Source organism: Chitinophaga sp. LS1 (assembly GCF_034274695.1).
Classification (GTDB): domain Bacteria; phylum Bacteroidota; class Bacteroidia; order Chitinophagales; family Chitinophagaceae; genus Chitinophaga.
Genome location: NZ_CP128362.1, coordinates 7,843,221 through 7,858,366, shown reverse-complemented (window position 1 = coordinate 7,858,366; position 15,146 = coordinate 7,843,221). Strand labels below are relative to the sequence as shown.

Annotated in this window: 11 protein-coding genes; 4 read left to right on the top strand and 7 right to left on the bottom strand. The window is 44.4% G+C overall.

Going from position 1 to position 15,146, the window contains the following annotated elements:
* Window positions 1–91: 91 nt before the first annotated feature.
* Window positions 92–1,498 (top strand): dihydrolipoyl dehydrogenase, encoded by a 1,407-nt coding sequence (lpdA, locus tag QQL36_RS32285; RefSeq protein WP_083730404.1) that lies wholly within the window; start codon window positions 92–94, stop codon window positions 1,496–1,498.
* Between the two features lie 99 nt (window positions 1,499–1,597).
* On the opposite strand, the gene QQL36_RS32280 is transcribed toward lpdA, so the two are convergent.
* Complete coding sequence (locus QQL36_RS32280; RefSeq protein ID WP_321568092.1) at window positions 1,598–4,465, bottom strand: S8 family peptidase; 2,868 nt, start codon at window positions 4,463–4,465, stop codon at window positions 1,598–1,600.
* A gap of 466 nt (window positions 4,466–4,931) precedes the next feature.
* Here QQL36_RS32280 and QQL36_RS32275 point away from each other — a divergent pair, with 466 nt between their 5' ends.
* Both QQL36_RS32275 and QQL36_RS32270 read left to right on the top strand, forming a co-directional pair.
* Window positions 4,932–5,759: a M57 family metalloprotease gene (locus QQL36_RS32275; RefSeq protein WP_321568091.1), complete on the top strand. Its 828-nt coding sequence runs from the start codon at window positions 4,932–4,934 to the stop codon at window positions 5,757–5,759.
* Window positions 5,760–5,855: 96 nt separating this feature from the next.
* Entirely contained in the window at window positions 5,856–6,653 is a 798-nt protein-coding gene (locus QQL36_RS32270) for a M57 family metalloprotease (RefSeq protein WP_321568090.1), read from the top strand.
* A 206-nt stretch (window positions 6,654–6,859) separates the two neighbouring features.
* Here the strand turns inward: QQL36_RS32270 and QQL36_RS32265 are convergent, their stop codons facing one another.
* Both QQL36_RS32265 and QQL36_RS32260 read right to left on the bottom strand, forming a co-directional pair.
* Window positions 6,860–7,756 (bottom strand): class I SAM-dependent methyltransferase, encoded by an 897-nt coding sequence (locus tag QQL36_RS32265; protein WP_321568089.1) that lies wholly within the window; start codon window positions 7,754–7,756, stop codon window positions 6,860–6,862.
* A 182-nt stretch (window positions 7,757–7,938) separates the two neighbouring features.
* Entirely contained in the window at window positions 7,939–9,486 is a 1,548-nt protein-coding gene (locus tag QQL36_RS32260; protein WP_321570571.1) for a methylmalonyl-CoA mutase, read from the bottom strand.
* A gap of 125 nt (window positions 9,487–9,611) precedes the next feature.
* Here QQL36_RS32260 and QQL36_RS32255 point away from each other — a divergent pair, with 125 nt between their 5' ends.
* On the top strand, window positions 9,612–10,538 hold the full coding sequence (locus tag QQL36_RS32255) for a M23 family metallopeptidase (protein ID WP_321568088.1): 927 nt from the start codon (window positions 9,612–9,614) through the stop codon (window positions 10,536–10,538).
* 248 nt (window positions 10,539–10,786) lie between these two features.
* On the opposite strand, the gene QQL36_RS32250 is transcribed toward QQL36_RS32255, so the two are convergent.
* The 4 genes from QQL36_RS32250 to QQL36_RS32235 form a co-directional block, all read right to left on the bottom strand.
* Window positions 10,787–11,323: a hypothetical protein gene (locus tag QQL36_RS32250; protein ID WP_321568087.1), complete on the bottom strand. Its 537-nt coding sequence runs from the start codon at window positions 11,321–11,323 to the stop codon at window positions 10,787–10,789.
* Window positions 11,324–11,440: 117 nt separating this feature from the next.
* Window positions 11,441–12,640, bottom strand: coding sequence for a pyridoxal phosphate-dependent aminotransferase (locus tag QQL36_RS32245; protein ID WP_083723762.1), 1,200 nt, complete (start codon window positions 12,638–12,640; stop codon window positions 11,441–11,443).
* A 103-nt stretch (window positions 12,641–12,743) separates the two neighbouring features.
* Entirely contained in the window at window positions 12,744–14,372 is a 1,629-nt protein-coding gene (locus tag QQL36_RS32240; protein WP_321568086.1) for a S8 family peptidase, read from the bottom strand.
* A 59-nt stretch (window positions 14,373–14,431) separates the two neighbouring features.
* A complete protein-coding gene (locus tag QQL36_RS32235) occupies window positions 14,432–15,145 on the bottom strand; it encodes a DUF4397 domain-containing protein (RefSeq protein WP_083723758.1) in 714 nt (237 codons plus the stop codon).
* Window position 15,146 lies beyond the last annotated feature (1 nt).

Sequence of the window (15,146 nt, the reverse complement as noted above, 5' to 3'; positions counted from 1 at the left end):
TTCATATGTAAGAGAAAGCCTGTTTACAAGCATACTAGCAATTGCACATTTTTTTACTACCTTTGGCAAGTTTTAATTAAAATTAAGCATTATGGCATACGACGTAATCGTAATTGGTAGTGGCCCCGGTGGATATGTGGCTGCTATCCGTGCTTCTCAGCTGGGATTTAAGACGGCAATCGTTGAAAGAGAGAGCCTGGGCGGTATTTGCTTGAACTGGGGTTGTATCCCTACTAAGGCATTGTTAAAGTCTGCACAGGTATTGGAATATATACAGCATGCCAAGGCCTATGGAATCAATGCAGGAGAAAGCAGCGCTGATTTTGATGCTGTTATCAAGCGCAGCCGTGGTGTTGCCGATAAGATGAGCAAGGGTGTGCAGTTCCTGATGAAGAAAAACAAAATTGATGTTCTGCTGGGTACTGGTAAGCTGAAAGCTAAAGGTCAGGTAGAAGTTACAGATAAGGACGGTAAAGCTGCAGTACACGACGCTAAGTACATTGTACTGGCTACCGGTGCTCGTGCCCGTGAACTGCCTAACCTGAAAATTGATGGTAAGAAAGTAATCGGATACCGTGAGGCAATGGTGCTGCCTAAACAGCCTAAATCCATGATCGTAGTAGGTTCCGGCGCTATCGGCGTTGAGTTTGCTTATTTCTACGCTACCCTGGGTACTAAGGTAACTATCGTTGAATTCATGCCGCGCATCGTTCCGGTTGAAGACGAGGATATCTCTAAAGAACTGGAAAAGATCTACAAGAAGAAAGGTATCGAGATCATGACCAATGCATCTGTTGAAGCTGTAGAAGCAAACGGAGAGGGCGTGAAAGCGAAAGTGAAAACTGCAACTGGTGAGATCAGCCTGGAAGCAGATGTTGTACTGAGTGCTGTTGGTATTCAGGCTAACATCGAGAACCTGGGTCTGGAAGCACTGGGTATCAAGACCGACAAGGGTCGTGTACTGGTAGACAAATATTATCAGACAAATGTACCAGGCGTTTACGCTATTGGTGACATGGTTCCTGGTCAGGCATTGGCACACGTAGCTTCTAAGGAAGGTATCGTTTGTATCGAAGCGATCGGTTACAATGAGAAGAAATATGCTCACAAACCTGAGCCTATTGATTATATGAACATTCCTGGTTGTACTTATTGCGCACCAGAAATTGCTTCTGTAGGTTATACTGAGAAAGCAGCGAAAGAAGCTGGTTACGAAGTGAAAGTTGGTAAGTTCCCATTCTCTGCGTCAGGTAAGGCGACTGCTGCTGGTGCGCCTGAAGGGTTTATCAAGGTGATCTTTGATGCAAAGTATGGTGAGTGGCTGGGTACGCATATGATCGGTGCGAATGTTACTGAGATTATTGCGCAGACAGTGACTGCCCGTAAGCTGGAAACTACTTATCAGGAGGTGTTGGATTCAATTCATCCACATCCGACTATGAGTGAGTCAGTGAAGGATGCGATTGAGGTGGCTTATGGTGAGGCGATACATTTGTAATAGAAAGTATTAGCGCTATATTAAGGGTCCCGGAGGTAAACTCCGGGACTTTTGTTTTTTAGTGGCGAGTGGTATGAGGTTATTATACCATCCAGTTACTTAAAGTTTTACCAGCTTGGTGGAAAATACTTTTTTCCCCTCATCATATAATACGCAGTTATAGACACCCGGCTGTAATTGTTCGACGGATACCGTTTCCTGCAGGCTGGATAGGGTTTTAGTCAGTATCAGTCTTCCACTCATATCAAACAGTTGCAGCTGCATATTGCTCATACTTTTGTTGACTACATTCACCAGGTTGGTGGCAGGGTTTGGAAATATCAGGTGGTCATGTTGCCTCAGCAGGTATACAGGTACCGGGTCTGAGTAAAGATCTGTACCGTTATCAGTGACGAGTCTGACCCTGTAATAGAGTAATCCTTCATGTGCATTTTCATCTTCAAATGTATAACTGGTCGCATTGGTAACTGTGCTGTTACCAATGGATACATAATCATTGCCGGAGAGCCGTTGCCAATACAGTTCACTGATATGCCAGGTAGTGCCCAGCGTTAATACAAGCGATATATTTTTAGTTGTTGTTTCATTCGCCAGCAAACTTTTGAAATAACAACCTGTACCTTGTAACTGATAATTGGTGGCGTAGCTTTTCAAGCCAGCCCAGCCTTCTGAGTGCAATGGACTTACTGCATAAAAGGCTGAATTACCTGAAGCAGTCAATGTCAAAAAAGTATCCACTGTTTGTGTGTAAGGCAGGAGATAGGTGCTGCCCATATTATAGAGTTGATAAGCACCGGCATTTTGTAATGTATTCCAGAAGATCATCGCACTGTCTCCGCAGTCATAACCTGTTTGTAAGGTAAGGCGGGGAGAGAGATAAAATGTATCGCTGATAAAGGAGGTATCAGTGGTGGTGTATTTTAATAAAGCAGTACTAAAAGTGTCAGGGATGGTCCAGTAATATAGACCGGTAGCGGTATTCAATTGTGTTGCGATGGATTGCCAGGTTGCGCCTTTATCATAGCTGCATGAAATATCTCCTTTGCCTGTTACATTCGAATGCCATCGTAATGGAAAGGGGACAGGGTTACCTGCTACTATTACCTCTTTAGCGCCCGGATTTTGCCATTCAAAGTTATTTTTAGGTATATAGTCATAAGCAATATAAAAAGCCTGATTTGGTACGTTTAAATGATGCGCAGCCACTTGTATCTGATACGTGCCTGCGGCAGGTATATCAATAGTGACCTGTTCTACATTATTCAGACTATCACGGGAACGATGTGGTGCAGCAGATAAGGAATCTGATACAGGTGCTGTAGACAGTACCCATGGAAGATATTTACTATTACCGGTATTTACAGTTAAGTCCAGGTCATTCACCAATGCACTGACGGCATTTGCTTCGGCAGGAGGATCATTCCAGCAGAGGGTGACTTTTAACTCCTGTATACCTGTGGGTACCTGTATAGAGAAAGTACCATTGTCAGTGCCTTTTAAAAAATGATTTTCTGCTAATGTCTGTATTGCATGTAATGCATGTAAACTTCCATATCCACTGCTATAGCTGATACCGCTGCTATATCCATTGCTATTGCTATTGCGGGCTGCACTATTGATCAATATCGCTTTGATCAGTGCTGCCGAAGGCATGGTATAATACACCTGCTTATACGCCTGTTGTAATAACGCCGCTGTACCGCTACACAATGCCGCTGATCCTGAAGAACCATCTATTCCAAATGCTACTAACTCAGGTTTGATACGTCCATCATATGCAGGGCCTTTTGAACTGATAGATGGCACATGCAATGAATCGTCTGTGGCGCCCACTACTAATACATTCTTTGCCTGTTTGAATGTGCCCGTCAGATTTGCAAACCCGGTCATGTTTTGATAAATGCCTGTAGAATCTGCATCTGTACCTATATTACCGGAAGAGAATACATGCAGCACAGTATCTGTATTATACACCTGCTCATCAAATGCTACAGCTTCTGCACCATAGTAATTTTCTATACCTGTACCATAAGAATGGTTCTGAATAGAGACATGATATGTACGCATATAACTGCTATCCTCAGGCAGTAAACTATAATTATAGTCAGCCGGACATAACAATGCCTGCGGTGCGGCCCCCATGCCCTTTTCACCGGTATTGCCCGCACCTGCTATCATCGTCGCCATAATAGTAGCATGCGAAGAAAAGTTTACTGAAGCATTCTCATTATATAAAAACCTTCCTACTAAATCAAGATCAGTTGTATCGAATAAATCTTCTTTTAATGATACTGTAATGTCACTTCCTTTTATCGCAGGGTAAGCCTGTTGTGCAGTATTGATTGCATTCGCAGAGATATCCGCTGAATTAATTCTTTGTTCCGGGGATGCTTTGCGTTGTACATCGGCAAAAGAAATAAAAGGTTGTGCTATAAAGGAAGACCAGTCTTTTGTGTTAATAGAAACAGTGTAAGATTGTCCATAGTGGCGTAGGATGCGACAATATGCAGGGAGGGCTGATGAGGTCACAATTAAATTGATACTGTCTTTCTGTAAATTTAAATGGTCTCTCAGTGAGTTGGTAGTGTCTCTCAATGACTTGATATTGTCTCTCAGTAAATGTATACTGTCTCTCAGTGACAATGTGTGAAGCAAATTCGTACTCGCTTTCCAGTTATCATTTGCATTATAAGTATACACCACCTTCTTCTGCAAACTACTATCGAAATTTGTCTTCTTTAGTATAAAATGCAATTGACTCAATGATTTTACTACACCATAATCATGCAGTGATTCACCGGGATATTCACGGAACTTTACGAGGTAATACCCTGTATGTTTACGCGACTGAGACCCTGCAACGTCGCTACTGGCGTATCGTGCAGCTACCTGGTCCGATAACTCCTGTGCGCCTGCTGATAATGATTGGCATACTAATAAGTGTAACAATACAAGGGTTGCTCTCATAAAGATTTTGGGTTGACAGGTTGCTCTTTGCTTCAAATAAAACTAATGTAATTCATTCATAACTTTGATAAACAAGGGAAGAAAAATTTTTTTTGGTTTCGTGGAAAGTTGTAATATTGGACCCGAGCAACTAAAATCTAAACGTCGAGGCAATTGATACCAGAGATGAAGTATACAGCCATGTACTGGCGTTAACCAAAGGAATCAAATAGTCATTGAAAACCCGGAGAGGACGCGGATCTAGCCATACCGTTTCTTTCACCCGCATCACTTTATGAGCACTAAAAATTATGTATCAACAGTAACAATTTAAACGTTCATGATGCACGTAATGTGCAGCAACTGTAAACACGAGCAATTATCTGTCGTTAGCTGTATTTACTGATGATAAATACGTCCATTTCTCATCAGCGAATCAGCTAATAATATCTTCATTTTCCTGAAACCCAAACCCAAATCTAAATGTATGCGTAAACATTCATTCAACGCCTTATTGTGTCTGGCAGCAGGCATCGCTGTAGCAACTGTGTCCTGTAAAAAAGATAACGTAAGCAGCACCAAGCCTGATGCTATCCCTACTGAAACCCTCGCAAAAATCGAAGCGCTGGGCTTCAGCTCCGCTGATGTACACAAGTTCGGCGATGATTACATAGTGGAGGGTGATATCCGCCTGACTGAAGCAGATCTGAACAGTAAATATACTGGTCCAGTACTGCGTGTAGCAAGTTCAGAGCAATATCGCACTACTAACCTGGTAACAGGTACTCCACGCACGATTACTATAAAAGTAGCCAGCAGTCTGGGTAGCGCTTATGTAGCAGGTACTGATACTGCTATTGCACGTTACAATGCTCTGGGCCTGGCTATCACTTTCTCCCGCATTACCAGTGGTACTGCAAACATTACTATCTCTGGTTTCAACCAGGGTCCAAGCGGTGGTTATATCACCCTGGGTTCTTCTGGTTTCCCAACCAGCAGCGGTAATCCATACAGCTCTATCCTGATGAACACTAACTCACAGGCATATGGCAGCAATCCTAATGTACTGTATGTAGGTTCTGTAATTCAGCATGAAATCGGTCACTGTGTTGGTTTCCGTCATACTGATTACTTCGATCGTTCTTACAGCTGTGGTGGTACTGCTACCAACGAAGGTGCTTCTTCTGTAGGTGCTATCTGGATTCCAGGTACTCCAACCGGTGCTGATGCAAATTCATGGATGCTGTCCTGCTCCAATGGTGGCAACCGTACTTTCAATGCGAACGATGTTATCGCATTAAACTACTTGTATTAATTAGTAAGAAAGATATTCTTATTAGCTGATGCATGAGCAAAGCAGCCGGTAGCGATTTGCTGCCGGCTCATTTTTATTTACCCCAACTATTATTGTATGCGTAAACTTATATTTCTGTACTTTCTTCTTATTATAACCTCCTGTAAAAAAGAAGTAGCTGTTCAACAAACAGCTATCCCAACAGCTGTTCTGCAGAAAATTGAAGCATTAGGATTTAATGCTGCAGATGTAAAAAGATTTCAGGGAGATTACCTTGTAGAAGGTGATATCCGCCTTTCTGAAGCTGATTTAAATAAACCTGCTAACGGACCTTATCTGCGGATTGCAGGCACAGAACAATATCGTACCATCAACCTGATAACAGGCACGCCACGTACCATTACGATCAAAGTAAGTGGTTTGGGTAGTGCATTTGTAGCAGGAACGGATACTGCCATCGCGCGTTTTAACAGTCTGGGTATATCGCTGACTTTTGTACGTATTACTACAGGTACTGCAGATATTACGATTTCTGGTTTTAACCAGGGGCCAAGTGGAGGATCGGTTACATATGCTTCTTCCGGTTTTCCTTCCAGCAGTGGGAACCCTTATCCATCTATTCTTTTAAATACCAATTCTGCTGCATTTGGCAGTAATCCGAATGTATTGTTTGTGGCTTCTGTTATTCAGCATGAAATTGGGCACTGCATTGGTTTCCGTCATAGTGATTGCCTGGATCGTTCTTTTAGCTGTGGAGGAACGTCTGTTAATGAGGGGTCTGGGGGGGTAGGTGCCATCCTGATACCAGGTACGCCGAGTGCACCTGATGCCAATAGCTGGATGCTGGCCTGCAATAATGTGGGGAATCGTACTTTCAATGCGAATGACAGGATTGCATTGAACTATCTGTATTAAAATCATAAATAAATAAAAAAGAGGGGGATGTATCCTAAGTAACAGGAAGGCCATGAGAATTGCATGTACGGAAATTCTCTCAATCAGATCAGGTACCTGAATAAAAAGGGGGCGTCCCGAAGACGCCCCCTTTTTATTCGGAAAATGGTTTTCATTCCCCGGTGGTGAATTCCCTCTTTTATGAATGTTTTTATTTATTTTATTGGTTATTCTGCTTTACATTCATACACGACAGAACTACATCTGTCTACATCCTTCAATCCTTTGCGCCAGGAGATGAAACCATTCCAGAAGCCTTTGAATAAGCCATTCCCACCTGTTTTATATTTTTCACTCAGCAGACTCACATAGAAACCATCGAACACCATCGGATGCTTTTTCACTACTCTGATCTTATGTTGCTTCAGGAGTACTTCCATGGCAGCAGGAGAGAAGTGGTAAAGGTGACGTGGTACATCGTAAGCCGCCCAGTGTTCACCATAATGTTCTGCATCGGGAGAGGTGTAGTTGGGAACAGCGATGAGGAGTGCGCCTTCCGGTTTTAATAAGGTGCGGATCTGGCGGATATAGTCATGTAAGGTATGTACGTGTTCCAGTACATGCCACATGGTGATAGCATCAAACTGTCCGGCAGGCAGAGAATAGAGATCTTCTGAAGGACGAGGTTCGATGTTGTATAATGTCTTTGCGTTCTGACGGGCCGTTTCGTCTGGTTCAAGACCGGTGATCTGCCAGCCGCCCTGCTGCATGAAGTGAAGGAAGGAACCTGTTCCACAACCAATGTCGAGGATGGAACCTTGTTTGAGACCAGTTGCTGCTTTTACCCAATTTTGTTTACTACGCAGGGTGATTTTCCTCACGCTGTGGTATAAACGGTTGATGAGGCCCTGACGGGTTTCAGAGTGGGAGATGTATTCCTGCGATTGATAATAGCGGCCAATGCTGGCGCTATCAGGAACGTTTTGTGTGAAGCGTACGCTACAATGTCCGCAATGGTTAATGTCGAAGGTTTCCTTTGAAACGGTGTAATCTTTGGCTGTCAGTACTTTATGTGAAGTTGCGGCTCCACATACCGGACAGGTGTTATGGTAGATAAAAGACATGGCCAAAAATAATGAAAATCATAACGAAAAAATCGCTTATGCCTTCGGTACAAGCGATTTTTTCGTAGTCGGGGGCATGACCTGCGGCCGGCTAAATTTTCGTAGTCATCGGAATGGCCTTCTGCACAAGTGATTTTTTCGTGTGTCCGGGCATGGCCTGCGGTCGGCTAAACAGGTAGGACCTATTTATATTCACCGAATACCTTCCTTAATGTATCGGCTATTTCACCGAGGGTACACAAAGTTTCCACAGCTTCCACGACGATAGGCATTACATTTTCTTCCGTATGGGCCGCGGCTTCCAGCCTTTGTAAAATTGCCTGTACCGCTTCATTATCCCTCCTGCTTTTTAGCGATTGCAGTCTTTCCGTTTGCACCTGCCTGATACTGTCATCTATCCTGAATATTTCTGGTGTTCCTTCATCCTTTGCCGTAAATTTATTCACTCCCACGATGATCTTTTTACCGCTCTCTATTTCCTGCTGATATAAGTAAGCACTTTTCGCTATCTCATCCTGTACAAAACCTTGTTCTATCGCACTCACCGCGCCACCCATCGCATCTATACGATGTATCAGTTCCCAGGCCTTTGCCTCCACCTCATTCGTCAGGGCTTCTACATAATAACTTCCGGCAAGAGGATCAACTGTATCTGCAATACCACTTTCATAACCTACGATCTGCTGGGTACGCAAGGCTATCCGCGCTGCTTCTTCTGTAGGCAGGGAAAGCGCTTCATCATAGCCATTGGTATGCAATGATTGTGTACCACCCAATGTCGCCGCCATGGTTTGCACGGCGACACGTACTATATTATTATGGGGTTGTTGCGCTGTCAATGTGCTTCCACCTGTCTGTGTATGAAAACGCAGCATCTGTGCCTTTGGATCTGTAGCCCCCAGTTCCGTTGTCATATGGGCCCACATTCTACGGGCCGCTCTGAACTTCGCCACTTCTTCAAAGAGATGGTTATGCGCATTGAAAAAGAATGACAATCGCCGTGCAAATACATTGATAGCTAGCCCCTTTTCAATCGCCGCTTTTAGATAGGCTTTGCCGTTAGCCAGTGTAAAAGCCAGTTCCTGTACTGCATTTGCGCCTGCTTCCCGGATATGGTATCCCGAAATTGAGATCGTATTCCATTTAGGGACCTCGGTACTACAATATGCAAAGATGTCTGTAATCAGGCGCATAGATGGTTTGGGTGGATAAATATAGGTGCCTCTCGCCGCATATTCTTTGAGAATATCATTCTGGATAGTACCTGATATTTTATGCAGGTCCGCTCCCTGTTTTTTGGCAAGGGCGATATACAGAGCGAGTAGTATAAATCCTGTTGCATTGATGGTCATACTCGTGGAAATATCTTCCAGTTTGATACCGGCAAAGAGTCTTTCCATATCCTCCAGTGAATCGATCGCCACACCCACTTTGCCTACTTCCCCCTCCGACATGGCATGATCTGAATCATACCCGATCTGGGTAGGCAGGTCAAAGGCTACGCTCAGCCCCATTACCCCCTGGCTAAGCAGGAAATGATAGCGCTGGTTTGAGGCTTCCGCAGTACTAAAACCCGCATACTGCCGCATGGTCCATAGTTTATCGCGGTACATGGAGGCATGTACTCCTCTTGTAAAAGGGAATTGTCCGGGCAACTCATCCATGGGTACCGGTTGGGTATAAACTGGTTCAATGATAATACCGGCATCTGTTTTGATGATATTTTCCATTTTGTGTACGTTCGTGGAATAATGATGTATGATAGACAATGTTACATAATTATTACCGTATTGCTGCGAAGGCCAAAATATTGATAATTTGCAGGACCATTCCTGAACGATTTACCGAATAAGCTATGTTTATTTACGCACTGTTACTACTGACTTTTACTTTGGCCCTGTTCAGCGTTTTTTTTACATACACTGCTGCCGCAGCCCTATTCCGCCACAATTGGTCACGTCTATTAGCCGGATTGTCATTGGGTGTATTTATTTATCTCTATGGCACCTGGGTGTACCTTACGATCGAAGCCAAGTATGGGTTTGGCATTTGTTTGCTGCTGGCCCTGATCATTGGCGCCCTGCGCCGGAAAAAGGGGCAGCGGGCGTCAAAAAACTGGCAGATGGTATTTAATTTATTCTTTACTGCTATTTTGACGCTGTTGAGTGTTCTTTATTTCACCGGTACCACCGGCAAACCTGAAACCATTGAACTGGCTTTCCCCATGAAAACCGGGCGGTATTTTGTGTTGCAGGGAGGGAAGGGATTACCCACTAACCTGTTTCACTTCAGTTTGCGGGGAGCGATTTATGCCATGGATATTGTAAAATTGAAACCCGATGGCAGGCGTGCGAATCAGATCTTCAGCAGAAAGTTGGCGGATTATGAAATATTTGGCGATACCTTATATAGTCCCTGCGATGGACGGGTATTAAAAGCTTACGGAGACAACCCGGATAATATCCCTCCTGATATGAGCCGGGGACCAAACAATACCAACCAGGTCATCATCGAAACCTCTAACAGTTACATCTTTTTAGGGCATATGAAGGAGGGGAGTGTGATTGTGCACGATGGCGATGTGATTAAAAAGGGGCAACCCTTGGGTTGTGTGGGAAATTCAGGATTTAGTACCGAACCACACCTGCATATTCAGGCACATAAGAAAATACCGGGACAGCCATGGTATCAGGGGCCGCCATTATATATACACTTCAATGGAAAAGGATATTTACTGTATGAGGTGATCCGGCCCAAAAGAGTGACGATGGTAAAAAAATAGCAAGAATAGGGAGTCTCAAAAATAAAATCAGGGTCTGAGAATTGTGTAACGACTATAAGTTACTGAAAGCTACCCGAATAAAACATTCATGAAAGCGGGAATTCACCAACAGGCATGAAACCCATTTTCATAAAAACCTTCATGAAAGAGGGAATTCACCAACGGGGGATGAAAACCATTTTCATAAAAAAAGGAGGTGTATCATACTTTTGATACACCTCCTTTTCGATTTTAAGTATCCTCTTTTGTTAGAATAACTTGCGGGCTTCGGCATTCACGATCTGCGCGGTCATTTCGGCAGGGGATGATTCAGCTTGCAGGAATACTTCCAGAATATGTTTATTAAGATCCATCGCGGTGGCCTCGGCCGGGAGCTGACTGGCAACCTGGTTGATGATCGTGATGGTTTGTTCTTTCAGTGTTTTTACGGCTTCCCAGGCGATTGCAGAGACGTAGATCTGCTGGGTGACGTTGTGGTCGAATTCAGCTTTGATGGTGTGAATCAGGCCCACCTGCATGTCTGTAGCACCGAGGCCGGGTTGGTATACACGGCTGATCAGGTTCTGCAGGTTGATGCGGTCTACCAGCAAAGCCATTCTTTCATAGGCTTGTAATTGGAGGGGGAGGACTGCCGGGTCGCTGCTGCGTTTTTCAGAAACAGGTGCGGCGGTGACAGGTGTTGCCTCCTTGTCTTTAGGTTTTAGGAACATATCCTTCAAGGTCATATATAGAATAGTTAGAATGCCAAGTCCAAGTACGATAAAGAGGGCTTGCTGAGATGTCATACCCATGTATAATAATTGTTTGCAGGTGCAAATATATAAATAATAATGTGCAGATGTAGTGGCGAAAAAAAAGCTTTTGCCGATTTGGCAAAAGCTTTTCTATAGGAAATGAATTATTTAGGCCAGTTTTTCCAGACCTGCTTTCAAACGCTTCATCCCTTCCTGGAGCTTCTCCATAGAAGCGGCATAAGAAATTCGGATGGCATTTGGCTGCTGGAAGGCAGAACCTGTTACAAATGTTACGTTCGCTTTGTGCAGCAGGTACATACACAGATCATCTGCATTGTTCACTTCTACACCGTCGTAAGACTTGCCAAAGAAGCTGCTTACATCCGGGAACATATAGAAGGCGCCGTCCGGGTTGATCAGTTTCAAACCTGGCATCTGGCTCATTTGTTCAAATACAAATGCTCTTCTTTTGGTGAACTCTGCCAGCATTTCATCAGCAGAATCTTTCGGACCATTCAGTGCTGCCACTGCTGCTTTTTGTGTGATAGAGCAGGTTGCAGAAGTGAACTGGCTTTGCATATTCTCCGCCGCTTTTGCTACTGCTGCAGGTGCAGCCAGGTAGCCTAAACGCCATCCTGTCATCGCAAAGCCTTTACTCAGACCATTGATGATAATCGTGCGTTCTTTCATTCCCTCGAACTGTGCTATGCTTTCGTGCTTACCTACATAGTTGATGTATTCATAGATCTCATCAGCCATCACGTAGATACCAGGATATTTGGCAAATACATCGGCCAGTGCTTTCAGCTCTTCTTTACTATATACAGATCCGGTAGGATTGCAGGGAGAAGAGAACATGAACAACTTTGTTTTTGGCGTAATAGCCGCTTCCAGTTGTGCAGGGGTGATCTTGAATTTATTTTCAATACTGCATGGTACGAACACAACCGTACCCTGACAGAGTTTTACTAATTCTGAATAAGTGACCCAATAGGGGGTAGGGATAATGACCTCATCACCGGGGTTGATTACACTCAGCACTGCGTTGGCAATACTTTGCTTGGCACCTGTCGATACCACAATCTGTTCCGGCAGATATTCCAGATTGTTATCGCGTTGCAGTTTCTTCACTACTGCCGCTCGCAGATCTGCAATACCAGCTACGGGTGTGTAATGCGTAAAGCCTTCATCGATGGCTTTTTTTGCTGCCTCCCTGATGTGGGTTGGCGTGTCAAAGTCAGGTTCGCCAATACTCAGATCCACAATGTCTATGCCCTGTGCTTTCAACTCGCGGCTCAACTTCGCCATCTTGATCGTTTGTGGCTCAGAGATCCTTGACAGCCTTTCTGCTAATTCCAAATGCTTCATAACAAAAATGTTTAGTAGGTGCGCGACCAGCAACAAACCTACAATAATTTTGTAACTGATAGTGGAAGAAATCTGTGATCGTAGTTAGGAGGAGCGGAAATACTTAACGTTTTAGTAGCTTCACCACGGCCTTGTCCCTGCCCTTTTGCGCCCTTAAATAATATATACCGGCAGGTAATGCTGAAAAGTCAGCAGGCCATTCATAGTAATAATAATCTGTAGCAGGGGTAAAGTTTGTTGTCCTGATCCTGCGGCCGTTATTGTCAAACAGCGCCAGTTCCACCTTTTGACCTGCATTTACATGTACAAATGTTTTGATCTCATTTGTAAAAGGATTGGGGATTGCTTTCAGCCAGCTGTGCTGAAACTGTAAAGTATCATTCGATAAAGTACTGGCTAGTAAGGTATTGTAAGCTATCTGATAGTTGGGAATACCATATCCCATATCATTGTCTGGAGAGCTATACTGGCTGCTACTGGCCTTGACAGCATTGATCACTTCCTGGTTCGTACTGTTAGGGAATGCCTGCCATAAGCATGCGGTGAGACCCGCTATGACTGGTGTGGCAAAGGATGTACCATCGCCTAGTGTAAGTATGCCGTCTGGTCGTACGATCTGACTATTTTTGCCGACAGATACCACATCTGGTTTGATACGGCCATCGGCGGTGGGGCCACGGCCGCTGAAGTCGGCCAGATCACCTTCGGGGCTGACTGCGCCTACCGTCAGAATATTATCTGCATCAGCGGGTGTCAATATATAATGCCAGTCATTCGCACCTTCATTGCCTGCGGCAATGACGACGATCATTCCCTTTGCAGCAGCCAAAGCGGCGGCACGGGCAATGATGGTCGTTTTTCCATCCAGATCTGCATAAGTGTGATTATAAACAGGATCGTCAAATGTATTGTAACCAAGAGAGGAGGAGATGAGATCAGCACCCAGACTGTCTGCATATTCAGCCGCAGCTACCCAGTTATTTTCTTCAATGGGTTTTTCCCAGTCTGTTTCTTCTGTACGGAGCAGGATGTAACCTGCTTCCGGTGCGGATCCGATCATCTCATCGGGGAGGTTGGATGCCAGTATGGAGAGAACCTCTGTTCCATGTTCGCCATAGTCGTATACGTTAGCAGCGGCTTTGACAAAATCCCAGGTGCTGATGATATTGGTACTGGTAAAAGCACGGTTTACATTCACAGAAGGGAAACCATTGTCAATAACGGCAATGATCATGTTTTGTCCTTTATAATTGTGGTCATGCAGGGTGATGGCATTATGTAGTTCCATCTGCCAATGAGCGCCACCGTATGTACCGGTACCTGACAGTTTCGTGCTTTTGCCGTTGGCCGCAATGGTTTTTCGTAGCGCGGATTTACGGCCTTCAGTACTGGTTTTTGCCACAAAGGAGAAGGATTGAATTTTTCTCAGGGCGGCGGTATCAGTAGTCTGAATGATGACCTGATTGAACCAGCGTGAAGTATACAATATATTTACATTTCCGGCAGCAGCAATGCTGTCACGGTAGGTTGGAGATACCGGCAGGTCTGTACTGTCTATGGAAAGGTGTTGTTTTGTTCTGCGTGCAATTGCTTTGGCAGTAAGGAATTGGGAGGGTTGATCGAGGGACCAGGTAGTGTTGGCTTTATCGCGCAACTGGATAATATAGCGTGGAGTCTGGGCCTTAATAAAGGAATAGGATAGCAGGAATATTATCAGGATAGTTAGCCTCATGGGGGCTAAGATATAGTAAAAAACCCGCTTCTGCCAATGACAGAAGCGGGTAAATTCTATTAATAATAGTTCTTGATATATCCAACATAAGGAGCCAGTGTACCACTGGTGACATTGGCATCGCCTGTGAGGAAGATGGTGTATACACCACCTGAAGTCAGTTGGGTAGAAGAAGAATTATTAGTTGCTACAATTGTTTCCGTACCTGCTTTCTTGATGGTGATAGAAGTCGCAGTGGATACGGTGGTCAGTGCCTTGAACACAGAACTTGGTCTGGACAGGGAGAATGTTCTGTTGCTGTCAATTTTAGTTGTGTTCAGGTATACGTCAACCGCACCGATGTTAGGTGATAAGTTCCAGAAGCGGATATTCAGGTTGCTGTTGCTAGCACCTTCGAAATCGTCTTCGATCGGATAGAACACAGGTGAGGTAGAATCACCGAATGCTACCAGGGTGTAGTAGGTCAGCGAATCGTAGTTGGCAGCGCTGGTAGACACCACTGTAGTGCTGGTTGCATATCTTTTCAGGTCGAAAAGGTGGTAGCCACCGTAGGCCTGGTAGTTGTAACCTGCAAATCCTGTGGAGATGCTGTCCTTAACTTTGGTAGAGTTGTCATAGAAGTCCAGTTTTGCAGCACTTGTGATACCATTGATCACAACGAAAGCAGCGACTGGTCTTGAAGGAGTTGTGTTTTCAGTTTTCAAACATGCGGTAAACCCTGTTACCATTGCTAAAAGGGCCGCTACTGCCCATAAACGTTTACTTGTTGCCATT

Excerpts from the sequence above, each read along its gene's own strand:
- lpdA (WP_083730404.1), top strand. The coding sequence starts at position 92 with ATGGCATACGACGTAATCGTAATTGGTAGTGGCCCCGGTGGATATGTG.
- QQL36_RS32280 (WP_321568092.1), bottom strand. The coding sequence starts at position 4,465 with ATGAGAGCAACCCTTGTATTGTTACACTTATTAGTATGCCAATCATTA.
- QQL36_RS32275 (WP_321568091.1), top strand. The coding sequence starts at position 4,932 with ATGCGTAAACATTCATTCAACGCCTTATTGTGTCTGGCAGCAGGCATC.
- QQL36_RS32270 (WP_321568090.1), top strand. The coding sequence starts at position 5,856 with ATGCGTAAACTTATATTTCTGTACTTTCTTCTTATTATAACCTCCTGT.
- QQL36_RS32265 (WP_321568089.1), bottom strand. The coding sequence starts at position 7,756 with ATGTCTTTTATCTACCATAACACCTGTCCGGTATGTGGAGCCGCAACT.
- QQL36_RS32260 (WP_321570571.1), bottom strand. The coding sequence starts at position 9,486 with ATGGAAAATATCATCAAAACAGATGCCGGTATTATCATTGAACCAGTT.
- QQL36_RS32255 (WP_321568088.1), top strand. The coding sequence starts at position 9,612 with ATGTTTATTTACGCACTGTTACTACTGACTTTTACTTTGGCCCTGTTC.
- QQL36_RS32250 (WP_321568087.1), bottom strand. The coding sequence starts at position 11,323 with ATGACATCTCAGCAAGCCCTCTTTATCGTACTTGGACTTGGCATTCTA.
- QQL36_RS32245 (WP_083723762.1), bottom strand. The coding sequence starts at position 12,640 with ATGAAGCATTTGGAATTAGCAGAAAGGCTGTCAAGGATCTCTGAGCCA.
- QQL36_RS32240 (WP_321568086.1), bottom strand. The coding sequence starts at position 14,372 with ATGAGGCTAACTATCCTGATAATATTCCTGCTATCCTATTCCTTTATT.
- QQL36_RS32235 (WP_083723758.1), bottom strand. The coding sequence starts at position 15,145 with ATGGCAACAAGTAAACGTTTATGGGCAGTAGCGGCCCTTTTAGCAATG.